This is a genomic window from Sulfitobacter sp. CW3 (assembly GCF_019392245.1).
Classification (GTDB): Bacteria; Pseudomonadota; Alphaproteobacteria; order Rhodobacterales; family Rhodobacteraceae; genus Sulfitobacter.
Map to the genome: position 1 here is coordinate 57,651 of NZ_JAHXRL010000009.1, position 21,945 is coordinate 79,595.

Below are 21,945 nucleotides of genomic sequence, written 5' to 3' on the forward strand. Positions count from 1 at the left end.
AGATGCCGAAGGCCCGCAAGTTATCAGCAGATGCTGAATACGCGGGAAAGATGGGCACCCAGGACCAGATTTGGACCAGGCATAGAGTGGCAGCTATGAGGCTGACTACGGACGGAAGAACGAAGCCCGGGTAGGGGATGTCCCTCAGTCCTGATGTGCGGTTGCAGTGAAAAAGGAAAAGTAAGCTTTTGAATTTGTGTCTTAAACTTGGTGAGGAATGAGAACTTCGCCGGGATTTTTGACTTGCCCGAAACCCTTGACAGAGGCCCGCCCCATTACGGAAGCGGGCCTTTTTTCATGTGATCCTCAAACCAGGGGATTGGTCAGGCCGTTCCGAATGTTGGAGCGGCGCAACATTTCAAAAGGACATCACATGACACATGCTCTCAAATCCATCTCGGTCGCCATTGGTGATCTCACGTCGCATCCTGCCAACGTGCGCAGCAACTCGCCTGAAACTTACGAGACAGAGGCTATCGCTCACCTCACGGCCAGCATCGGCGTCCTGGGCATCATACAGCCGCTGCTTGTGCAAAAGATCGATGGCAAGTTCGGCGTGTTGGCAGGAGGTCGACGTCACGCCGCCTTGAACGAACTGGTCGCTGACAAGACCGCCAAGGGCTTCACCAACAAAACCAAGATCGAATGTCGCTTGGTGCCGGACAACTGCGATGTGACCACGGCCCTATCGTTGGCCGAGAACATCACCCAAGCCCCGATGAACGCCATCGACGAGTTTGAGGCATTTGCGCGTATGATGGAAGTCGATGGGCAGTCACCTGAGACGATTGCCAAGACGTTCGGCACCACAGTCGCCGCTGTCAAAGGTCGCCTACGCTATGGCCTCATACATCCCGACATCCGCGCGGCAGCCCGCGCCAAGGACATCACGCTCGATACCATGAAGGCTTTTGCGGATCATCCCAGCCAGGCCGTGCAGCTTGAGGTGTACGAGGCTCTAACAAGCGATGACAGCTATGTGCAGGCCTATACAGTGCGTCAGGCGCTCAAAACCCGCGGTGTGCAGGTGAGCGACGATATCGGGGCTTTCGTGCGCGAGGACTATGAGGCGCGGGGTGGTCCCATCGCTGCCGATCTCCTCGAGGAGCATTCGGTATTGGAAGATACAGCACTGGTCGAGGCCATCATGGTCGAAAAACTCACCGCCGCCGCCGAAGAGGCACGGGTCCAAATGGGGTTTGCGTGGGCCGAGGCGTTGGTGCGCTACGACTATGGAGCGATGGCAGACTATGGCCGCGTCTATCCCGGTCCGGTCGAGCCTGACGCCGCTGGTCAAAAGCGCGTGGATGAGATCACCGAGGAGCTCGAGAAACTCCAACTCGACATGGAGGACGAGACCCTCGAAACGCATGCCTACAACGCCATCTACGACCGCGTGGATGCGCTCGAAGAAGAGGCGCGGGATCTGCAGGAGGCCTATAGTGCCGAAGACCTTGCGCGTGCTGGCGTCATCGCATCCTGGTCGAACGGCAAGATTACCCTGCATGTCGGTTTGGTGCGGCCAGAGGACAAGCCTGAGGCGACATCACAGGCAGCAAGCGCTGCTGGCCCATCCACCGACGTAGACGGACAGGGCGCAGATGCAATCGTCTACCCAGCATCGCTGACCCAAGACCTCAAGACAGAGCGGGCAATGGCCCTCGGAGCGGCGATGACGCTGCATCCGGAAGCCACGCTTGATCTGACATTGTTTAAGCTGGTCACGGACGTGCTTGGCGGCATGAGCGTAACCCACGCTGTCAAGGTCGAGGCCCGCAAAGAATACCGCAGCCACGCCAAGATGGACGAGATCGATAGCACATCACTGGAACAGGTGGCCGAGGCGCATGACGCACTCGATCTGTCCTGGGCGGATGAGGCGAAGTCTCCGGCAGATCAGTTTGCATCGTTCCGTGCCCTTGAGGCGGGCGAGAAGGCCAAACTGGTCGCCTATGCCACGGCCAGCACCACGCAAACCTGTTTTGCCCGCAGCGCTCAGGGCGACAGCCTAATGCATGACTTCGAGATCGAGGTGATGCCTGACATTCGCGCGCATTGGACGCCAAACGCGGCGCTGTTCAACCGGTTCAAAAAGGCATGGCTGCTTAAAATCCTTGGTGAAGAGCTCGGCCTTGCGCAGGAGGCGGTGACGCTTGCCTCCATGAGCAAGAAGGAGATCGTCGCCTTTTGCGACAAGCTCTTTGCCGAGCCCTTTGCGACCCTCACGGAGGCGCAGCTCCGGGCGGTTGCGGCCTGGTGCCCGCCGATGATGCAAACGACCGGTGGCGTCAGCTCGGCTGTCGATGCGGAAGAAAGCGCCGCTCAAACCGAGACGGTTCAAGCGAAAGCCGCCTGATCCAATGAGGTGACCCGTGCTTGGAAACAATCAGACGCGGGTCATCCGACTCCCCAACAACTCCCAGAAACATGCGGCTCAGACCGCCGTTTATGAAAGACATCCCCATGGCTATTCTCAAATTCTCCGCGTCCGCTGTTGCGGCGCAAATCACGCATGCGCGTTCCTGTTCAACCTTCCTGCCGAATTGGAACGGGCCGGTCGACAAGCCCGCCCTGATCCTCATCGTTGGGAACGGCGTGCACCTTCGCTCCAACGGTATCGATGGTTCTACCACCCGTATTGTCACCACCGAACAGTCTGATCCCAGCTTTGCCTTTGCGAACGGCGTTGATCCGTTTCGGGACAGGGATTGGATGGCACAGCGTCAAATTGCGTTCCGCGATCTGACCGGGCAGTTCTACACAGACATCCTTGACGATGTGCAGACACTAATCGATCGCGGGCAGGGGGCCATTCGACTGGCCACCGATGGGCATTCTATCCGTGTCTTCGTCCGTCGCGCCTCAGACTTCCTGATTGGTGGCACCTATGAGGTTCCGTCAGGCTTGGGTGGCACATTCCGAGTGGTCCTCAAGGACGCCTGCGACACCTTTGCCATCGTTCAGAATTACGGCAACTGCGAGGACTTCGATGCGATGCAGCCCTACCGCGTGCCTCTCGATGCTCTCATTGAGCTCGAAGACCGTAGGGCGGCATAGTGGGCTGGTTGTTTTACACCGACCGGCGGGTTCAGACCTACGCCGATGAGAAAGCAGAGATCACGCGTCTCTGCACCTTCGAGACAGATACGCGCCGCACGACACTGGTCAAAGCCAGTAAGGTTGGCTCGACGTGGTATGCGGCAGCAAAAGTTGAGAGCCTTTATGCGGCGCCTTTGGAGGATCGAACATATGTGATCGACAAAGATGGGTCGTTCACCTTTGGTGCAGTGTTCCTGACGCGCATTGACGACGGGTGTTGGGGCTACAAGGACATGGAGGAAAGCGCTGGCCCCTGTGAATCCCGCGCGCCGCTGAGCATTCTCAATCTGTTGTCCGAGTTGAAAGACCCCGACAGCTATGCCCACGCCTGGCGGCAACGGTGTCGGGACTGGGCTGCGATCCCTGATTACGCTGAGGGCGACAAGATCAAGCTGGTCGCCCCTGTGACACTCAGCGATGGTAGTACCTGCCAGATCGTTACAGCAACTCATTACAGACGTGGAAGTCAGAAACGGCGGTGCTACCGCATCGAGGAAACCGGCAGCCTTGTGCGGCTCTCAAAGGCGTCACTGGCGGGATCGAAGCTCATCAGTCGCGAAATAGCTGAGAGCAGTGCAGTGTTGGCAGAGTTTTTTGCGGGGCAGGGGGCTTAGAGTGAAACTCTCTACCGCCTTGATTTCGTATCTCATTTGAGATACAATAACAACCAAAGGAGATTCATATGCCCGCTCAAACATCCATGATCCATGTCCGTGTTGACGATCAGCTAAAAGCGCAGGCCTCGGATGCGCTCTCGGGTGTCGGCCTGACGCTCTCGGATGCCGTACGCATCCTCTTGACGCGCGTGGCCGCAGAGGGCGGATTGCCAGCGGGACTGACCGCGGATCCAGACGCTTATGACGCATGGTTCCGTTCCAAAGTGCAGGAAGCATTGGACGACCCAAAGCCGACAACACCGCATGCTCAGGTAATGCAAGACGCTCAGGCACTGATTGATAAGAAGCGCCGTGCCTGATCTCGAATGGAAGGCCACGGCCATCGCTGATCTGCTGGCGATTATCGACTACATCTCTGACGACAATCCAGATGCGGCCCAAGCTCTCAAGGACGAAATCGAGGCCAAGACGTCACGATTGCCAGAGCACCCCCAGATGTACCGCGTGGGACGTGTTGACGGCACCCGTGAAATGGTCGTGCGTCCAAATTACATCGTGATTTATGCTGACGACCCAAGTGCCATAATGATCTTGCGGGTGCTGCACGCAGCTCAGCAGTGGCCGTAGGTAGGCCTGTTTCAAAGCCACTCAGATAAGTGAAAGCCCTCTCGGCACTCACAAAGTGCAAAGGGGGCTTTTTGTCCTGTGAACCTCAACCCGGATCACAAAGGACAGACATCATGGCCCATCCCAACCAAAAGCACTCAAATCAAATCCCATCTAACGCTCAGCTTAAATCAGCCCTGTCGCTGATCGCCGTCGAGATCGCGCGCGATGCTCTGCGCAGCTCCGCTCTCTCAAAGATCATGCGCGACACCTTTGGCTGCAGCGATGCCAGCGGTGCATGGAGCTGGCGCATGGCCTACGACATGATGCAGGCTGCTGCAGTGCAAGTGATTTGCACGGACGCGGGCGCATCAGACCCTCTTGGGGCCGCAAAGAACTTTGCAATGCGGCTCTTGACCGAAACCCGCCGTTCCGAGCAACAGATCCGCCTGCAACAGTTCTCGACCCCGCTGCCTTACGCTGCCCTCGCCGTACGCGCGGCGGCGATCCGGACAGGTGAGACTGTGCTGGAACCCTCCGCGGGAACCGGTTCGCTGGCGGGGCTCATGAAGCGGGCAGGGGCTAAGCTCATGCTCAACGAAGTTGATCCGTTTCGCAAGCGGTTGCTCGATGTGGTGTTCAACGCGCAGGCGACGGGACATGACGCCGAACATATCGATGATCTGCTGACGTCAACAACCGCCCCCAGCGTTATCGTGATGAACCCGCCGTTTGCATCCTCGGTCGATCGCTCCCGCGACAAGCACATTGCGGCCAAACATCTTATCGGGGCCGCGAAACGGTTGGCACCCGGTGGACGTCTTGTTGCGATCATGCCGATGGGCTTCACCCCCGAGCGCGACGCAGCACATTGGGCCCGCGCGATGAGTCTTTTAGCTCCGCGGTTGGCCCTGACCATCCCCGGCCATGTCTATCGCAAGCTTGGCACCAGCGTGGATACGCAATTGATGGTCTTTGATAAGGTCGATAATGACGTCGAGTTGATCCGCACCTCCGTTGATGATCTGGATGCAGCGGTCAACATCGTGGACGGGGTCGCCAGGGCGCGCCCGATTGTAGCGCCGGTGACGGCCGCACGCTCATTGCATGTCGGGCGCCCTCTGACGCGATCTGCGCCTGACAAGGCGCGCAAGCCTATCGCATCAAACGCCAAAACACCTAAACACGCAGCAACACCGCTATCGTTCACCACGTTTGTGACACCGCGCGAAAACACCCCCATTTCCGAGATCTACGCCCGCTACCGCCCGCAGCGGATCGACATTGCGGGTGCACAGGAACACCCAACGCCGCTGGTTGAAAGCATTGCCATGGCCTCGGTCGCGCCGCCTTTGCCGTCCTTGCACGCCGCCGAGGGGCTGCGCTTGCCGAACCGCCTGATCGCAGAGGGTCATCTCTCAGAGGCCCAGCTGGAAACCATCATCATGGCCAACGATGCCCATGCGCGGGACTTGCCCGGCAAGTTCACTATCGATGAGGATCAGACCAAGATGCTGCGCAGTGATGAGGATGCGGAGGCACGTGCCTACCGCTTGGGATATTTCCTTGGAGACGGCACTGGCTGCGGCAAGGGCCGCGAGTGCGCCGGCCTTATTCTGGTCAATTGGCTCAGCGGTCGGCGCAAGGCCGTTTGGGTGTCAAAATCCGCAACTTTGATTGAGGACGCCGTGCGCGACTGGACCGATCTTGGTGGTTCGCCCGCAGATATCCAGCCACTCTCGAAATGGAAGCCAGACCAACCAGTCACCATGGGCGATGGCATCCTGTTCGTGACCTACGCCACACTGCGCTCCGCCGGCAAATGCGGCACTACGCGCCTGAACCAGCTTCTCGACTGGATGGGAGACGACTTCGATGGCGTGCTCGCTTTTGACGAGGCCCACGCGATGCAAAATGCGGCTGGATCGGAGCAGGGCAGGGGGGCAAAACCATCCCAGCAGGGTCTTGCGGGTCTGCGCCTGCAACTCGCCACACCACGTGCTCGCGTCTTCTATGTCTCGGCGACGGGGGCCACATCCGTTCACAACCTCGCCTATGCCTCCCGGCTCGGGCTCTGGGGCCAAGGACCTGAATATCCCTTCCCCAGCCGCGAGAGTTTCGTTTCAGCGATGGAGGCGGGTGGTGTGGCCGCCATGGAAGTTGTGGCCCGCGATCTCAAAACACTCGGGTTCTACACCGCGCGGGCGCTGAGTTTTGACGGGGTCGAATACGATGTGCTGGAACATGCACTGACGTCTGCCCAAACAGAGATCTACGACGCCTATGCGGGCGCGTTCCGCACGATTCACCATAACTTAGAGGCTGCACTGACCGCGACAGGCGTCAATGATGCCTCGGGAGAGTCAAATGCCTCTGCCGCAAAAGCATCCGCCAAGTCGCGATTTGAGAGCACAAAGCAGCGCTTCTTCAATCATCTGCTGATGGGCATGAAGGCCCCGTCGATTGTCAGGGCGATTCAGCAGGACCTATCCGACGGCTATGCCTGCGTCGTCCAAGTGGTCTCGACGGGCGAAAGCCTTTTGAAACGGCGCCTGGAGGTGATGGACCCCGATGATGAGCTGGTCGAAGGCGCGCTGACGCCGCGCGACTACTTGCTCGGCTACCTCGAACAAGCCTTTCCGATCCACAACCAGAAGCTGGTCGAGATTGACGGCAATGTCGTCGCAGAGCCACTGCGGGATGAAACCGGGGCCTTGGTTGTCTCTCGCGAAGCGCTTGCCCTGCGCGACGAGGCGATGATGGACCTGATGGCGCTGGCCCCGATCCCTGCGGCACTGGATCAAATCCTCTGGGCGTTCGGGGATGAGGCAGTCGCTGAGGTCACAGGGCGATCTATTCGCCCGCTCAAATCCAGCGACGGCGCGCTCTTTATCGAAAAGCGCGCCGCGAGTAGCAATTCGTCCGAGACGCAGGCGTTTATGGATGGGGAGAAAAACATCCTGATATTCTCGGATGCGGGTGGCACTGGACGATCCTATCACGCGGCGCAAACAGCAAAAAATCAAAAGCGTCGGCGGCACTACCTGTTGGAGCCCGGCTGGCGCGCGGACGCAGCCATTCAGGGACTTGGGCGCACGCATCGCTCCGCGCAGGTCAGCGCGCCGTTCTTCCGGGTCTGCACCTCGGATGTGCACGGTGAAAAACGCTTCACGTCAACAATCAGCAAACGTCTTGATCAGCTTGGTGCGCTCACCAAAGGCCAACGTGAGACAGGCTCGCAAGGCATGTTCCGCGAAGAGGACAATCTTGAAAGCCCTATCGCGCGATCCGCGCTGCGCGGATATTACGCCGATCTTGCCGCGGGGCGAGCTGAGGCGATGGGTTATGAGACCTTTACCGATTGGACGGCTTTGAGGCTAATCGACAAGGATGGCGTGCTGCTGGAAGAACTGCCGCCCATCCAGCGGTTCCTCAACCGGGTGCTGGCGTTACCGATCCATATGCAGAACGCACTCTTTGCTGAGTTTATGCAGCGCATCGCGGACCAAACTGAACGTGCAAGGGACGCAGGTACGCTCGATCTCGGGGTGGAAACGCTGCGGGGCGAGACAATCAAACAGGTTTCGGCGGAAGATCTCTGGACCTGCCCGCAATCTGGCGCGGTGACACGTATCATCGGATTGGAGGTGACAGATCCTGTTCACATTGCGCGCGCCGATGATACACTCGGCAACAACTTTGACAAAGTCCCGATGGTCAATCGGGCCTCTGGGCGGGTAGGGCTCATCTCAAAACGCCCGATGCAGATGTATGATGAAGACATCGTCACTCTCATGCGCAAGGTCGTCAGACCATCTGGCAAATCCTACCTGGAGGAGGGCAAGCTCAAAACCTCGGCCTGGGAGGCGGTTGATCAATCAGAGTTCATCCGGCTCTGGGACGATGAGGCCGACAGCTTGCCCAAAACCACCAGGACAAAACTCTACCTGCTCACGGGTCTCCTGCTGCCGATCTGGAAGACCATCCCCACAAGCAACGAGCGTATCTATCGGGTCACGCCCGAGGGCTGTGCGAGCATGATCGGACGCACACTTAGTGAAGAGGGGGCCGCAGCCCTTCGGGCGCGGTTCATGACGGGGACTCCTGAAACACCGGGGGAGATGCTGACAGCTGTTCTTGGCACGACAGCACCAGTCGATCTGGGGCGCGGCTTGACGCTCACGCGCCGCCGCGTTGCTGGCGATGTGCGCCTGGAGATCAATGGGGCGGATAAGGGCACGATTGAGTGTCTCAAAGCTCTCGGATGTTTCACGGAAATCATCGCTTTCCAGCTGCGGGTTTTTGTCCCGCACGGTGAAGGGGTCGATACGGAAACGATCTTGACCCGCATCGTTGGCGATGAGCATGCGCGTATCCGCGACGCAGCCTGACCCAAAGTGTTGACTGTAATCACAATTCTTCAAACGCACCAAAGCAAGCACCGGCCCAAAGAGGCGGGTGCGCGGCAGGCATTACTCAATCTAGATGGAAAGACACATGAACATCGCAGAAATCAAAACAGCTGCGGACGCAGGGAAGTCCGTTCACTGGTCAAACGAGGGATATGTGGTCCGCAAGGATACACTGGGCCAGTATCTCATCGTCTTTGAGCACAACGGCAGTGCCATTGGTCTGACCGACCAAAGCGGTTGCCGGCTGAATGGTCAGGAAGAGGAGTTCTTCCTTTCCGATCGTGATGTCTGAAACATCCCAACAGACCATTGGGCAAAGAATGGGTCGCGCTGGTGTTGTGGCGACGTGCGTCCATTTAGGGCTCTGCACCGTCTGAGGGGCCGGGAGAAAGTTGAAAGCAGGCTTTCTGTTTTGTGACTCCATGAGGGGTCGAAAAGCAATCTCGGATGGTCTGGCAAGATGTCGGGCCCCGATAACCCAAGAAGGATAAGACCCATGTTCGCAGGAACCCTTACCAAAACCGCCGACACCGCAGCCGCAGTCTTCACCGGCACAATCCACAACACCAAGTTCGACATCGCGATCCAGCTGGAGACGCGCCCGAAGATGTCCGAGCGCAGCCCGGACTTCGACGTTACCGCCGTCAACAAATCTGGTCGCAAGGTGCGTATCGGCACGGCTTGGAACGAGACAGGCCATACCAGTGGTAATCCCTACATTTCGATGCAGATCGATGTTGGACTTGGCCCGTTCCGCGTTAATGCGGTGCAAACGCAGGAAGCCCGCAAAGCCAAGAGTGAAGACTTCGAGATCATCCCGTTGGTCTCAAACGGCACGATGAAATCCGGCTCAATCTCCGGCGAACTGACGGCAATGGATGCTGACAACGCATTTGCGGGTTACATCGCCAACATGATGTTCGATCTGGATTTCATGCTGATTGAGAATGACTACAAGACGGAAGAGACGCACCCAGATTACCGCATCGAAGTGAGCTCGCCAAAAGGCAAAGCGATCCGCGTCGGTTCTGCTTGGATGGCGAAAAGCACCCGGACCGGCAACGATTATCTGTCGCTGCTGATCAACACGCCTGATGGTGATCTGCGCGTCAATGCCGTGCAGAACGAAGAGCAACGGGGTGGCCAGACGTTCTCGATCATTCCGTTTGTGCAGAGCGGGGATGAGCAGCCGGACGCAAGCAGTGGATTGTCACTGGTTGCCTGATCAGATCGTGACCATCGACAGACAGTGCAGGGGAGCTGCGGCAACGCGGTTCCCCTTTTTTGTGTGAGTGTGCTTGAAAGACACCCGTGCCTAACCCGGTGCTTTGATTGGCACCCACAACACCATCGCTTGTGATCTCCGGACTTGTCGAAGAACCCCATTATGCTACAAGGATATACTATCGTAGCGTGGTTTTTGAGAGGGCGGATGGCTAGAAAACCGAAAATGGACCGGGTTTGGTTCGAAAACTTTGACCTCGAAGCGGAAATCACTGCGCTGATCACGCGCATTGAGACATGTACCAAGTTTGAGCTACCAGACAAAAAGCGGGATATGGTGTTTTCTTATGCGGCGTCGAAGTTGGGTCAAACGAAAGAGGCCTACGCCGACGCGAAAAATAAGGGCAAACCGGTTTCCACGTCCCGTCGCGACTTCTTAGAAACGATTCAGGATACGATCTTCTTGGCGATTCCGGCAGAGAATGTCGCGTTGATGCCGTTGAGCGAATATGTCCTGAACGATCCATCCTATTATCAGGACGCGATGTGTCGCGCGGCATCCCTCACCGAGGACGAGCTCTTTATGGCCCTCTCTCCCATACTCAAAGATATGACGGTGCAGGATGCCCGCGACTTTGTATCGAAGCTTTGGCATGACGGGATCGACGGCAATGCCAGAAAGTATGCGGAAGCACTGAAGCGTCCGGAGCGTGAGCGCGTTCCATTGCGGCTGGGTCGAATTGTCTAAGCTGCCGACGTTGTCTGGCCAACAGCGGACATTCATTAAATCTGCGGCAAATGACTGCTCGGAGCCCACAGCGGAAGTCCTTATTTTGTGCTGCGTGCGCTTGCAGCACGGAATGTGCTGCATTTGCGAAGGTTTTGATGCTGCAATACGGCGTAAGAAGCAGCCATTCGCACAACCCGGAGCATGGATATGGCAGTTAAAGATCAAGTCGCGGAGCTTTCCCGCCGCATAAATCCCAAGCAAAAAAACCTAAGCACCATTGACGGGCCACAGTGTGTCGACCCGATGCTATGCTCCAGACGTCAGCGCGGTGCTGACGTCAGGGTTTGGAGGGAGGATTGGAGGGCATGTTATGCCACGAGTCCAACTTCCCGCAGTCACCCCAAAACGCAAAGCTTGGAACAAAGGGCGGATCATCGGCCAGAAACGACCGCTGTTTCCCAAACAGGTTTGGGCAATCCGCGCTCGGCTCGAGATTGCAGGCTACCTTCGCGACCTCGCACTGTTCAACGTTGCGATTGATAGCAAGTTGCGAGGGTGCGACTTAGTCAAACTCGCCGTGACCGATTTGGTCAAAGATGATCGCGTTCGCGAACGAGTTTCGGTGATCCAGAGCAAAACCAAAAAACCGGTTCGGTTTGAACTGACCGGAAACACGAGAGAAACGATTACTGCTTGGGTTAGGTCGCCTGAAATGATCGGCTGCCTTTTCATGTTTCCCAGCCGCTTTCACGACCGTCTGCACATCTCCACGCGGCAATATGGTCGACTTGTTCGTGATTGGGTGACTGCAATTGGACTGGAACCGAGCGGTTACGGCACTCATTCGCTCCGCCGGACCAAAGCTGCCGAGATATACCGCAAGACGGGCAACCTTCGCGCGGTGCAGCTTCTACTTGGTCACACAAAAGTTGATAGTACGGTGCGATATTTAGGCGTTGAGTTGGAAGATGCTCTGAGTATTGCGGAGCGCATAGATATCTAGGCAATGTTGGCGAACGGTGCTTGCCGTTCGCCAGATCACAAGAGATTTGAGATCACGTGGCGGCGAAAACGAAATGCAAGCCCATATTCACGGATGCTGCGGTCGCAGCCCGCTTTGCGCTTTTCCCAGCGGCTGCAAAATCTGGGTTTGGTTGAATTCACAGAGTTGCGGGACTTTCCCGTCGTCGTCAGGGTGAGCGCGAAAGAGGACGCGTCCAAAGGCAGCTAACAGCTTGCGTTTTTTCAAAAGTTCGGCGGTGACCATTCTTGATCGGATGATGCTTTTCGTCTATTGACGGATCGTGGGATTGACGATGGCGTCGTCACTAGTCGACATCCGATTAGAGCATCCCTACCCAACCATCCTGAACGCCGGGATCTTGCTTTGCCGCTGTGTGGTGAGGGAAGGTGCAACCGGTATGTTTGGCACTCCACCTCAGCACACTCGGCCTGAACAGGAGTAGTCCGATGGCCGGAATATCCGAGTTTGGCGTTGCAGGACAGCGCCCCGATTTTTACCGTTTTCACCAAGGCGAAAAGGTGCTGCCTTTTGCAGACGCCGAATACGAAGCACGTCTGACCAAGCTGCGTGCGGTCATGGTGGACGAGGGCATTGACGCCGTTGTGATGACGTCTATGCACAACGTCTCCTACTACTCGGGTTTTCTGTATTGTGCCTTCGGGCGGCCTTATGCGCAGGTCGTCACGGCGACCGAAACCGTCACGTTCAGCGCAGGCATCGACGCGGCACAGCCTTGGCGTCGCGGGTACGGTGACAACATCACCTACACCGACTGGCAGCGGAACAACTACTGGCGGGCGATCCACTCCGTGACAGGGTCGGGCAAGGTGATCGGTTTCGAAGGGGATCACATCTCTTACACGCAACTGGGCCTGATGGATGAATTCCTGACACCCTCGGCCAAGAAGGACATTGCGCCCGCCACGATGCGTCTGCGCATGCACAAATCTGCCGCAGAAATTGAGCTGATCCGTGCCGGTGCTGCGACTGCGGATGTGGGTGGCTATGCCATCAAGGAAGCGATCAAGGTAGGCGCGCGCGAGGTCGACGTGGCCATGGCGGGCCGTGACGCGATGGAGCTGGAGATTTCCAAGCGTTTCCCAGACTCTGAGATCCGCGACACGTGGGTCTGGTTCCAATCCGGCATCAATACCGATGGCGCACACAACCCTGTGACCTGTCGCAAACTTGAACGCGGAGATATCTTGAGCCTCAATACCTTCCCTATGATCTCAGGTTACTACACGGCTCTGGAGCGCACGCTCTTCGTCGAGGAGGTGGATGGTGCGAGCCTCAAGGTCTGGGAAGCGAACGTCGCTGCCCATGAATATGGAATGAGCCTGCTCAAGCCCGGCGCGTCCTGCGCCGAGGTCACGCATAAGATCAACGATTTCTTTGCGGAACGTGACATGCTGCAATACCGGACCTTTGGCTACGGCCACTCTTTTGGTGTGCTGTCGCATTATTACGGTCGTGAGGCAGGTCTTGAATTGCGCGAAGACATCGACACGGTGCTTAAGCCCGGCATGGTGATTTCGATGGAGCCAATGTTGACGATCCCCGATGGCCAGCTGGGTGCAGGCGGCTACCGCGAGCATGACATTCTGGTCATCACCGAAGACGGTAACGAGAACATCACCGGTTTCCCCTACGGACCGGAGCACAACGTCGTCGGATAACCAGCCCTGTTCCATGGTGTGAGCGGCTACGGCTGCTCATACCGGCTCTAGCGCGACACTATCTGTTGCTATCCATTGTTTTGAGCCGCCCTCGGTGCCCATATGGTGTTTCGCCATATCTTTCTTTGTAGTGTCGTGAGAATACGTTGTTCGAATTGAACCCTGATGCCATGGTAACTTCCATGACACTCAGGTTGGTTTCTATCAGCAACGTGCGCGCACGCTCCAATCTGATGTTGCGATAGGTTTGCGCCGGGGCCTCGTTCAGCAATTGTCTGAATTGGCGTTCAATCTGGCGGCGCGAAATACCCGCGCTTTTGGCAAGTTCATCGAGTGTCAGTGGATCTTCGATATTGTCATACATGGCCCGCAGAACCGCAAGGATACGTGGATTGCGCGAGCTGATGGCTTTGGCGATTGAGGAGCGCTGTTCGCTGCGGGTCGCGACATCAGGACCGTTCAAACACATATCCGAAACAGCGATTGCAAAATCTTCGCCATAGTCTTCGGCGATGATCGAAATCATCATTTCAGTTGCCGCCACACCGCCGCCGCATGTCAGCAGACTTCCGTCCCTTTCGAACCTCTGTCGTGTGGGTTCCAAATCCGGAAATTCCTCGACGAAGCCGGGCTGGTTTTCCCAATGAAGTGTAAAGGTCTTATCCGTGAGAAAACCCGCGCGTGCGAGGGTCGCAGCACCGGTGCAAATGCCGCCGAGTTTACCGCCAAACCGGGCGTGGCGGCGGATGCCCCCCAAAACGTCGCTTGAGGCCGCCTGAACACCGTTGTTGCCGGAACAGACAAAAAGGTAGGTATCAGGGTTCAGATCGTTCAGGCTGCCATGCACATCAATATCGATGCCGGAGGATGACGAAACAGCCTTGCCGTTATCTGAGATGGCCAGCCATCCATAGAGTGGTTTTTGGGCAAGCTGGTTCGCGATACGCAATGGATCCAAAGCAGCGCTGAAAGCAAGCAAAGTGAATTGGGGCAACAGCAGGAATCCGAACCACCGGGTTTCCTGAGGGTCTTTGACAGGATAGCTGAACGCCCCAGATGGCACGAGATCCGGTCGATCCACAGTCTTGCTCTCGTTTTTGATCACACCTGCCCTCTTAGCTCGCTTTCTCCAACAGTATCGGGAACCAATCTGTCCGAAGGCGGGCCCGGCACATCGAATTTCCAAGACTTATTGACCAGGGAGGTTGCGTGCAGGACGCAATTACTCTGCGATGTCCTCAGCCCATAGTTCCGGCTCTTCATCGATAAACCTACGCATCAGAGCGATGCAATCCGGGTCATCTGCGACGATCACTTCAACGCCCTTCGAGCGCAAGAACTCTTCGTTGCCACCAAAGTTTTTGTTTTCACCGATCACCACGCGCGGGATACCGAACTGAATGATTGTCCCGGTGCACATCATGCATGGGCTAAGCGAGGTATAGAGCGTGGTGTCGCGATAAGTCTTCTGGCGGCCGGCCTTGCGCAATGCATCCATCTCGCCGTGGGCAATCGGGTCGCCTTTTTGCACCCGCTGATTGCGCCCCTGTGCTACAACCTCTCCACCGCGCGCCAGCACTGAACCTATCGGGCACCCGCCTTCGTCAAACCCGGCTTTGGCCTCCTCGTAAGCAATGCGCAGCAGGCGTGTGTCGTCAGCGTTCATGTGGTGTCCCCCAGGATTGGCCCGTCATAATAGGGCAGCCGCTCAACGCTTGGCGTCCAGATGCCGTCCTTCTGCAAATGGTCCATATGATCGGCAATTTCGTCAAGGGTGGCAAACCAGACGTCTTTGGTTTCCTGTGTTTTGGCAATCCATGCTTCGACCTGTTTCCAACGGGCCAATCGCCCGGTCAGGAATGGGTGGATGATCAGCATGAAGAAACCACCGGCGTCGTACTGCGCCTCGAACTCCTCCCAGAACCCGGCCAAGCCCTGAGACGGCCCGCGCACCGGCATCATGTACCCAATCTCGTCGTAATGTGCGAAAGGTGGCCAATCGTCGGTCCCCCAATGTACGGGCATTTCGTAGAGAGACCCGCCCTCGGTATCCAAACGATAGGGGATGTCGTCAGCCATCATTGAACTGTCATAGCGCATTCCGTGCTCGATCATCAGATCGACGACTTCGTGAGTGATATTGTAGACCGGTGCACGGTAGCCACGAGGCTTTTGCCCGCAAATGCGCAAATGCGCATCGAGCGTGCGCTCGAACCACTCGCGCTGCTCTCCTCGTGTCTTGATAGGATCCTCGTGCAAGTAGCCGTGATGCCCGATCTCATGGCCATCTTTCAGGATCGCCTCGGCCACATCCGGGTAGGTTTCAAGGCACCAGCCAGGGATGAAGAACGATTGTTTCAGCCCCAAACGACGATAGGTGTCGAGGATGCGGGGCAGTGCAACCAAAGGACCATAGCGGCCCATCGAGATGGGATAGAGCCGGTCATGGCTGTCCTCAGGCTTAGCGATATGGATCAGGCTGTCCGCATCCATGTCAAAGGTGATTGCCACGGCACATTTGGCGCCATTTGGCCAAGGAATGGGGTTTCGAAGCACCTCGGTCAGCTTTCGTTCAACACATGGGCGCTTTGGGTGTCCCAGGACAGCCAGATCTCATCGCCCGAATGCAGATCGAACTTGGACAATTCGCGTTCCTGCATCTGGACCTTGAACTCGTGGCCCTGCGCGTCTTCCAGAAACAGGGTGACCATGGAGCCGACAAATTCCTCAGAGATCAGCTTGCAATAGGCCTTGTTCCCACCGTCGGGTTCCTCGGTTGCGATGTGCACCAGATCGGCGGAGATCACGAAGCTGGCGTTGTGGTCTTTGACCAAATTCACCTCGTTCGTGGGCACGGTGAATTCACCAGAAGGTGTCGTGATCCGGGCCGTGCCGCCGTCAACAGATTTGACTTTGCCCGCCAGAATATTGTTGCGACCCACAAACTCGGCGACAAACTGGTTCGCAGGCGCACGATAGATTTCCTTGGGTGTGCCGATTTGGCCGATCTCGCCCTTGCCCATAATGATGACGCGGTCTGCCATGGCAAAGGCTTCGGATTGCGAGTGGGTCACATAGACGAATGTAATCCCCAACTCGCGCTGAAGGTCAGTGAGCACAGCCTGCATGCGGATGACCAAATGCGCATCCAGAGCTGATAGCGGTTCGTCCAGAAGCAGGATTTGTGGCTCCATCACCAGTGAACGGGCCAATGCGACGCGCTGCTTTTGACCACCTGACAAGGTCGAAATATGGCGGTTCTCAAATTCGAGAATTCCCATCTTGTCGAGCCATTTGAACGCACGCTCTTTGCGTTCCGCCTTGTCAACGCCGCGCATTTTGAGACCAAATTCGACGTTTTCGCGCGCCGTCAGGAACGGAAACAGCGCCAGCGATTGCCAGACCAGCGGCGTGTCGCGCTCATGGGGGGCAACGTCATTCATCACGCGGTCGTTCAATCGGATTTCACCGAAGGTTGGTGCCTCTAGACCGGCCAGCATGCGCAAGGTCGTAGTTTTGCCGCAGCCGGACGGCCCCATGATCGCCAGAAACTCGCCTTCGCGGATTTCGAAATCCAGCTCTTTTACGGCGACGAAATCGCCGAAGTGCTTTTGGACTTTGTCAAAGACGACCAACGGTTTGCTCATGCGTGCATGCCCTTAATTTGGCGGCTGGCGAAGAAGAGCTGTGCCAGCACAACCAGCGTCATTGAGGTAAGGAATACGAAAGTCCCGATGGCATTGACCTGAGGGTCAATATTGCCCTGAACAATTTCCAAAACGACTACGGGTAACGTAGAGTTCAGCCCGGAGACAAACCAGGAAACGGCAAATTCGTCGAAAGATACGGCCGCCGTCAAGAATAGGCTTGAGAAAATGGCAGGCTTGCAGAACGGCACAATCACATGCCGCATGGTCTGCCATTCAGAGCCGCCAAGGTTCCATGCGGCTGATTCTAGGTCCGGGTCCATCTGGTTCAGGCGCAACCGGATCACGGCCATCGCGAAAGGGGCGGTTAGCACGCTGTGCGCGATGATGATCGAATAAAGCTGCCCGGACATGCCGATCTTGGACAACCAGGCAAGCATCGCCAGCGCCATGATGATCAATGGAATCGTGGGCGGCAGCAGGATCAGCGCAAGGTAGGGGCCCTTGAAGCGAAAATTGTAGCGAAAGTCGGAATAGGCGGTGCAGAACCCCAGAAATGTCGCGATCACGGCTGTTGAGCAGGAGACGATCAGGCTGTTGCGGGCCGCTTTCCAGATGTCGGGATCGGCAAGTACCTTTGCATACCATTCGGTTGAAAACTCACCTAACGGGATTGTTGGGAAGCGCTGCGAGTTGAATGAGAAGATCATGCTGAAGATGATCGGCGCGAACACGAAGGCAAAGATCAGGACAACGTAAAGACCAAGGATCACGTTCAGGGTGCGGCTCTGTTTCATTTGGCGCCCTTCCCTTTGCGGTAGGCCAAAGCAATGCCGGTGAACGCGATGGCGAAGAGCGTGACCATCATCATGATCGCAACAACGGCCGCGCGAGGCCATTGCTGGCCGGACTTGGTGGTATCAAGGATCAAGATCGGCAGGGTCGGTTCCTGCGATCCGCCCAGATAGAAGGGTGCGACAAAGTCACCAAAGGACAGAATAAAGCAGAAGATCGCGGCGATAATCAGCCCGGTCTTGGACAGCGGAATGATCACTTGCCAGATCGTGCGCAGGGGCGAACAGCCCAGATTGCGCGCGGCCTCAATCAGGTTCTTGTCGATGTTCGCCATCGTGACGGTTTGCAGGATGACGACCAGAGGCAGCGTCAGGGTCATGTAGCCCACCAGCGTGCCGAAGTTCGTGTTCAGCATCGTGTAGGGGCCCAGGCCGACATAACCCAACATGGCATTGACCACGCCGCTTTCGGACAGGATAACGAACCATGAAAAGGTGCGTACCAGATAGCTGGTGAAAAACGGAATGATCAGCAGGAAAATCGCCCAGCGTTGGGTGCTTTCAGAAGCGCGGAAGGCCAGTGCAAAGGCAGCGGGAAAGGCGATGCACATCGCGCAGACAGTGGACAGCGTGGCGATGCCTATCGTGTACCAATAGCTGTCCCAGAAGAAGCCTCGCGTCAGCATCCGTGACCAGTTCACGAACTCGAACGCTTCGGTCATGCGGTAGTTCTTTACCAGGAAGAACGACATCGCGACCATGAACAGGACCGGCCCGACAAAGAAGATCAGCTGCCAGAAGATGATCGGCAGCCGCCAGGTCAGCGCATAAAGGTTTGGGCGTTGTTCAGGATTGGATGACATGGGACTTTCGCGTGTCTGGGAAAAAGGGGCGGCCACAGGGCCGCCCGCTTTGGTGTCTTTAGGCCGTCAGATCAGGCGCTCTTGTACTCGGACCAGAAGTCGTTCCAGTCCTCCAGCGTCTGCTGCTGGGGGATGTCGCGGTAGTGAATCCGGCCTTCCTTGATCAGCGTGATCGGATCCTGCGAATCACCATCAATCTGATGCGAACGCTTGGCTTCCGCCATATCCGCCTCGATCAGGGCCGCGCGGCCCGCTTTGGTGACGCAGAAACCAGGGTAGGCTGCCATCTGAGCAGACTTCACCTGACCAGCAGGAGACATCATGTACTGGATGAACTTCTTGGCTTCATCCGCTTTTTCGCTGCCCTTGCCGATGGAATAGCTTTCGGTGAACTGGATGCCGCCCTCCTTCGGGATCACGGAGGCCACGGGCGCGCCGTCTTTTTCCAGAACGCCGGTGATCCAGTCGCCGATGCCGCACATCGCCTGCATCTCACCGTTCTTGAGGCCGTTGAACGTGCCGCCATAGTCAAAGAAGCCGCCAACCTGTTTGCGCAGGCTCATCGTGGTTTCTTGCACCTTCGCCCATTGGTCGTCGTTCAGGTCCCAAAGGCCTGCGCCGTTGCCGTCATAAAGGCTCATCATGCCCAGCGTGGGCAGATGCCAGTCGAAATGGCCCACTTTGCCTTCAAGTTCTGGCTTCCAGAAGCAGGCATAGCTTTGGGCTTCTTCCTCGGTCACGGAATTCTTGTTGTAGGACACGCCCAGATGGCCACCGCGCAGGATCATGGAGTACATCTTGCCGTCTGCCCAGTGGCCGGGGAACTGCGAGAAGTCTTCATGCAGCATGTCATCCAGCGGATAATCTGCCGCGTTCATTTCTTCGATGTAGCCAGCTGCGTTCAATTGCTGCACAAATTCAGCGTCCGACAGGATCAGATCGTAGGTACCAGGAGGCGATTGCGCGATCAGTGCCAGCATGTTGTCGCCACCAGCGTAGTACTTTGGCACGAACTTCACATTGTTGGCTTCTTCGTATTCGGCAACAACGTCTGGCTCACCATGACCGTACCAGGCGAGCATGTTGATCTCAGTCGTCGCAGCCCAAGCGCGGCTGACAAAAGGTGTTGTCAAAACGGCTGCACCGCCGGCTTTCAGAAGCTGGCGGCGGTTCAAGCCAAATAGTGATGAAGTTACGGTCGGTCTGTACATTTGTGTCTCCCATTTGGTCGCTCTTTCCCAGCAAAAGAGCATTTGATTTTTCGCTGAACCATAGTGTTCAGTCCGATTTTTTTTAAATGGTATGGTAAAACAGGACTTCTGGGAAATTTATCGTTGATATGCTCATATAATGAGCGGTTATGCATCAACGGCACTCGAAGAACGCTGCTCCAAGGTGTTGATCATGGCATCCATGGCAGCGTATCCGCCTGCGCCCAACTGAGCCTGTCGTGCGAAAAGCCCGATGTGCAAAGGGGCGAGAACCGGCAGGCCGTCTTGTTCAGAGAACGTGCGCATACCGCTTTGGACCGTCGGAGCGGTGAGGCAAGAAAGGCCAAGGCCATCCTGGACCGCACGTTGAACGCCGCCAATGCCGGGGCTGGAGTAGGCTATGCGCCAACTCTTTCCTGCCAACTTCAAAGCAGTGGCCATGCGATCGCGGTAAACACAGCCATAGGGATGAGCGACGAGAGGGATATCGGTGTTTTCCGGGATTTCGAATGCGTTGGCACCAACCCATGTTGGTTGTTCCTTCCAGTTGCGGAACAAAAACTGTTGGTCGTCACCGTCAAACAGCGCCACGGCGATGTCGATTTCGTTGCTGCGCATTGCCATCAGCAGATGCTTTGACAGGTCACATCGAATTTCGATCTGTGTATCCGGGAATTGTCGGACGACATCTGTCAGGCAGGCTTGCAGGGTGTTTACTGCATAGTCCACAGGCAACCCGACCCGCAATCTTGCAGCAGGATCACGTTGCTCAAATTCTGCCATCGCCAGATCGTTCAGGCGGAGGATCTGACGCGCATGTATTGCCAGGGCCTCACCCCGTTCCGTCAGCGAGATCTCTTTGCCTTTCCGCGCAATAAGCGGATAGCCAACAGCTTCTTCCAAGCGCTTCACTTGAAGGCTGATCGCCGGTTGTGTCCGGCCGAGTATCTCGGCCGCGCGCGTGAAGCTTGCCACTTCAATCACGGTGATGAAGGCTCTCAGGAGCTCTGTTGAAAGGTTGACCGCGCCCATACAAAAACATTAGTGCTGAAAATCAGGCGCGGGCAACGATAAATTTGCTTTATGTAATCCGCTTGGTCACCCTCTATTCGAACAACACGCTGACAGATTCTCCATTGGCGATACGCGTGATGGCCTTGGCGAACATCGGCGCAATTGAAATCTCGCGGATTTTCGATGATGCAGTGACCGTGTCGGTTGCGCCAATTGTGTCGGTGATAACCAAGGACGATAGATCAGAAGCGTTGATCCTGTCGACTGCTTTGCCGGATAAAACACCATGGGTGATATAGGCAGAAACCTCTGCGGCTCCGCTTTCCAAAAGGGCCGTTGCAGCACTACAAAGTGTACCGCCAGAGTCGATGATGTCGTCGACCAACATACATGACTTGCCTGAAACGTCCCCGATGATGTTCATCACCTCAGACGAGCCGGGCTTGTCGCGGCGCTTGTCCACGATTGCCAGGCCAGTCGAGATACGTTTCGCCAAGGCGCGGGCGCGCACTACGCCCCCCACGTCTGGTGAGACGACCATCACATTGTCTCGGTCCTTCTGCTTTTCGATATCCCGGACGATTTCCGGCACCGCATAAAGATTGTCCGTAGGGATGTCGAAAAATCCCTGAATTTGCCCTGCGTGCAGATCCATTGTCAGAACCCGATGTGCACCCGCCTGAGTTATCATATTCGCAACCAGCTTCGCTGTGATCGGCGTTCTGGGTGCTGATTTGCGATCCTGTCGTGCGTAGCCAAAATAAGGGATCACAGCGGTGATGCGCCCGGCGGAGGATCGGCGCAGCGCGTCGATAAGCACCAGCAGTTCCATCAGGTTGTCGTTGGCGGGATAGGAGGTGGATTGAATGACATAGACATCATCTCCCCGCACGTTTTCCTGTACTTCAACAAAGACTTCTTCATCAGCAAACCGGCGCACATTGCACTCTGCCAGAGGGACACGCATATGCGCGGCAATCGCTTCGGCAAGCGGACGGTTACTATTTCCACAGATCAATTTCATC

The 21,945-nt window shown here is 56.7% G+C and carries 20 protein-coding genes and 1 pseudogene; 11 read left to right on the forward strand and 10 right to left on the reverse strand.

Annotated elements, in window-relative coordinates; genetic code table 11:
- The first annotated feature begins 373 nt into the window (after positions 1–373).
- The 10 genes and pseudogenes from KZZ06_RS17095 to KZZ06_RS17140 all read left to right on the forward strand — a co-directional run bounded on the left by KZZ06_RS17095 (position 374) and on the right by KZZ06_RS17140 (position 11,691).
- A complete protein-coding gene (locus KZZ06_RS17095) occupies positions 374–2,356 on the forward strand; it encodes a ParB/RepB/Spo0J family partition protein (RefSeq protein WP_089423423.1) in 1,983 nt (660 codons plus the stop codon).
- Between the two features lie 107 nt (positions 2,357–2,463).
- Positions 2,464–3,057, forward strand: coding sequence for a regulator (locus KZZ06_RS17100; protein ID WP_089423422.1), 594 nt, complete (start codon positions 2,464–2,466; stop codon positions 3,055–3,057).
- On the forward strand, positions 3,057–3,713 hold the full coding sequence (locus tag KZZ06_RS17105) for a hypothetical protein (RefSeq protein WP_089423421.1): 657 nt from the start codon (positions 3,057–3,059) through the stop codon (positions 3,711–3,713). Before KZZ06_RS17100 ends, KZZ06_RS17105 begins: the two co-directional genes overlap by 1 nt.
- A 68-nt stretch (positions 3,714–3,781) precedes the next feature.
- Positions 3,782–4,075, forward strand: coding sequence for a type II toxin-antitoxin system RelB/DinJ family antitoxin (locus tag KZZ06_RS17110; RefSeq protein WP_089423420.1), 294 nt, complete (start codon positions 3,782–3,784; stop codon positions 4,073–4,075).
- A complete protein-coding gene (locus KZZ06_RS17115; protein ID WP_089423419.1) occupies positions 4,068–4,343 on the forward strand; it encodes a type II toxin-antitoxin system RelE/ParE family toxin in 276 nt (91 codons plus the stop codon). The genes KZZ06_RS17110 and KZZ06_RS17115 overlap by 8 nt, the downstream gene beginning before the upstream one ends.
- A gap of 113 nt (positions 4,344–4,456) precedes the next feature.
- Positions 4,457–8,713 carry a strawberry notch family protein gene (locus KZZ06_RS17120; RefSeq protein ID WP_219581293.1) on the forward strand — a complete coding sequence of 1,419 codons (4,257 nt, stop codon included), beginning with the start codon at positions 4,457–4,459 and terminating at the stop codon, positions 8,711–8,713.
- 106 nt (positions 8,714–8,819) lie between these two features.
- A pseudogene (locus KZZ06_RS17125) lies at positions 8,820–9,011 on the forward strand (hypothetical protein); the annotation flags it as partial.
- 219 nt (positions 9,012–9,230) lie between these two features.
- The gene (locus tag KZZ06_RS17130) at positions 9,231–9,959 is read left to right on the forward strand and encodes a DUF736 family protein (RefSeq protein WP_089423417.1); all 729 of its coding nucleotides are present in this window, start codon (positions 9,231–9,233) and stop codon (positions 9,957–9,959) included.
- A 207-nt stretch (positions 9,960–10,166) separates the two neighbouring features.
- The gene (locus KZZ06_RS17135; RefSeq protein ID WP_240311211.1) at positions 10,167–10,706 is read left to right on the forward strand and encodes a hypothetical protein; all 540 of its coding nucleotides are present in this window, start codon (positions 10,167–10,169) and stop codon (positions 10,704–10,706) included.
- Positions 10,707–11,058: 352 nt separating this feature from the next.
- The gene (locus KZZ06_RS17140) at positions 11,059–11,691 is read left to right on the forward strand and encodes a tyrosine-type recombinase/integrase (RefSeq protein WP_219581294.1); all 633 of its coding nucleotides are present in this window, start codon (positions 11,059–11,061) and stop codon (positions 11,689–11,691) included.
- Positions 11,692–11,778: 87 nt separating this feature from the next.
- On the opposite strand, the gene KZZ06_RS17145 is transcribed toward KZZ06_RS17140, so the two are convergent.
- A complete protein-coding gene (locus tag KZZ06_RS17145) occupies positions 11,779–11,955 on the reverse strand; it encodes a hypothetical protein (protein ID WP_177170719.1) in 177 nt (58 codons plus the stop codon).
- A gap of 203 nt (positions 11,956–12,158) precedes the next feature.
- Between KZZ06_RS17145 and KZZ06_RS17150 the strand changes: the two genes are divergently transcribed.
- Entirely contained in the window at positions 12,159–13,391 is a 1,233-nt protein-coding gene (locus tag KZZ06_RS17150) for an aminopeptidase P family protein (RefSeq protein ID WP_219581295.1), read from the forward strand.
- 58 nt (positions 13,392–13,449) lie between these two features.
- Here the strand turns inward: KZZ06_RS17150 and KZZ06_RS17155 are convergent, their stop codons facing one another.
- The 9 genes from KZZ06_RS17155 to KZZ06_RS17195 all read right to left on the reverse strand — a co-directional run bounded on the left by KZZ06_RS17155 (position 13,450) and on the right by KZZ06_RS17195 (position 21,944).
- Complete coding sequence (locus KZZ06_RS17155) at positions 13,450–14,496, reverse strand: GlxA family transcriptional regulator (protein ID WP_308340036.1); 1,047 nt, start codon at positions 14,494–14,496, stop codon at positions 13,450–13,452.
- A gap of 117 nt (positions 14,497–14,613) precedes the next feature.
- A complete protein-coding gene (locus KZZ06_RS17160) occupies positions 14,614–15,057 on the reverse strand; it encodes a nucleoside deaminase (protein ID WP_009808113.1) in 444 nt (147 codons plus the stop codon).
- Positions 15,054–15,947 (reverse strand): polysaccharide deacetylase, encoded by an 894-nt coding sequence (locus KZZ06_RS17165; protein WP_219581296.1) that lies wholly within the window; start codon positions 15,945–15,947, stop codon positions 15,054–15,056. Before KZZ06_RS17165 ends, KZZ06_RS17160 begins: the two co-directional genes overlap by 4 nt.
- Positions 15,948–15,952: 5 nt before the next feature.
- Positions 15,953–17,038, reverse strand: coding sequence for an ABC transporter ATP-binding protein (locus KZZ06_RS17170; RefSeq protein WP_219581297.1), 1,086 nt, complete (start codon positions 17,036–17,038; stop codon positions 15,953–15,955).
- Positions 17,035–17,835, reverse strand: coding sequence for an ABC transporter permease (locus KZZ06_RS17175; RefSeq protein ID WP_219581298.1), 801 nt, complete (start codon positions 17,833–17,835; stop codon positions 17,035–17,037). The genes KZZ06_RS17170 and KZZ06_RS17175 overlap by 4 nt, the downstream gene beginning before the upstream one ends.
- Positions 17,832–18,695, reverse strand: coding sequence for an ABC transporter permease (locus KZZ06_RS17180; protein WP_219581299.1), 864 nt, complete (start codon positions 18,693–18,695; stop codon positions 17,832–17,834). Before KZZ06_RS17180 ends, KZZ06_RS17175 begins: the two co-directional genes overlap by 4 nt.
- A gap of 71 nt (positions 18,696–18,766) precedes the next feature.
- Positions 18,767–19,906: a PotD/PotF family extracellular solute-binding protein gene (locus KZZ06_RS17185; protein WP_219581300.1), complete on the reverse strand. Its 1,140-nt coding sequence runs from the start codon at positions 19,904–19,906 to the stop codon at positions 18,767–18,769.
- 147 nt (positions 19,907–20,053) lie between these two features.
- Positions 20,054–20,938, reverse strand: coding sequence for a LysR family transcriptional regulator (locus KZZ06_RS17190; protein WP_009808107.1), 885 nt, complete (start codon positions 20,936–20,938; stop codon positions 20,054–20,056).
- Between the two features lie 73 nt (positions 20,939–21,011).
- Positions 21,012–21,944 (reverse strand): ribose-phosphate pyrophosphokinase, encoded by a 933-nt coding sequence (locus KZZ06_RS17195; RefSeq protein ID WP_219581301.1) that lies wholly within the window; start codon positions 21,942–21,944, stop codon positions 21,012–21,014.
- Between the last annotated feature and the right edge of the window lies 1 nt (position 21,945).

Excerpts from the sequence above, each read along its gene's own strand:
- KZZ06_RS17095 (WP_089423423.1), top strand. The coding sequence starts at position 374 with ATGACACATGCTCTCAAATCCATCTCGGTCGCCATTGGTGATCTCACG.
- KZZ06_RS17100 (WP_089423422.1), top strand. The coding sequence starts at position 2,464 with ATGGCTATTCTCAAATTCTCCGCGTCCGCTGTTGCGGCGCAAATCACG.
- KZZ06_RS17110 (WP_089423420.1), top strand. The coding sequence starts at position 3,782 with ATGCCCGCTCAAACATCCATGATCCATGTCCGTGTTGACGATCAGCTA.
- KZZ06_RS17120 (WP_219581293.1), top strand. The coding sequence starts at position 4,457 with ATGGCCCATCCCAACCAAAAGCACTCAAATCAAATCCCATCTAACGCT.
- KZZ06_RS17130 (WP_089423417.1), top strand. The coding sequence starts at position 9,231 with ATGTTCGCAGGAACCCTTACCAAAACCGCCGACACCGCAGCCGCAGTC.
- KZZ06_RS17135 (WP_240311211.1), top strand. The coding sequence starts at position 10,167 with ATGGCTAGAAAACCGAAAATGGACCGGGTTTGGTTCGAAAACTTTGAC.
- KZZ06_RS17140 (WP_219581294.1), top strand. The coding sequence starts at position 11,059 with ATGCCACGAGTCCAACTTCCCGCAGTCACCCCAAAACGCAAAGCTTGG.
- KZZ06_RS17145 (WP_177170719.1), bottom strand. The coding sequence starts at position 11,955 with ATGGTCACCGCCGAACTTTTGAAAAAACGCAAGCTGTTAGCTGCCTTT.
- KZZ06_RS17150 (WP_219581295.1), top strand. The coding sequence starts at position 12,159 with ATGGCCGGAATATCCGAGTTTGGCGTTGCAGGACAGCGCCCCGATTTT.
- KZZ06_RS17160 (WP_009808113.1), bottom strand. The coding sequence starts at position 15,057 with ATGAACGCTGACGACACACGCCTGCTGCGCATTGCTTACGAGGAGGCC.
- KZZ06_RS17170 (WP_219581297.1), bottom strand. The coding sequence starts at position 17,038 with ATGAGCAAACCGTTGGTCGTCTTTGACAAAGTCCAAAAGCACTTCGGC.
- KZZ06_RS17175 (WP_219581298.1), bottom strand. The coding sequence starts at position 17,835 with ATGAAACAGAGCCGCACCCTGAACGTGATCCTTGGTCTTTACGTTGTC.
- KZZ06_RS17180 (WP_219581299.1), bottom strand. The coding sequence starts at position 18,695 with ATGTCATCCAATCCTGAACAACGCCCAAACCTTTATGCGCTGACCTGG.
- KZZ06_RS17185 (WP_219581300.1), bottom strand. The coding sequence starts at position 19,906 with ATGTACAGACCGACCGTAACTTCATCACTATTTGGCTTGAACCGCCGC.
- KZZ06_RS17190 (WP_009808107.1), bottom strand. The coding sequence starts at position 20,938 with ATGGGCGCGGTCAACCTTTCAACAGAGCTCCTGAGAGCCTTCATCACC.
- KZZ06_RS17195 (WP_219581301.1), bottom strand. The coding sequence starts at position 21,944 with ATGAAATTGATCTGTGGAAATAGTAACCGTCCGCTTGCCGAAGCGATT.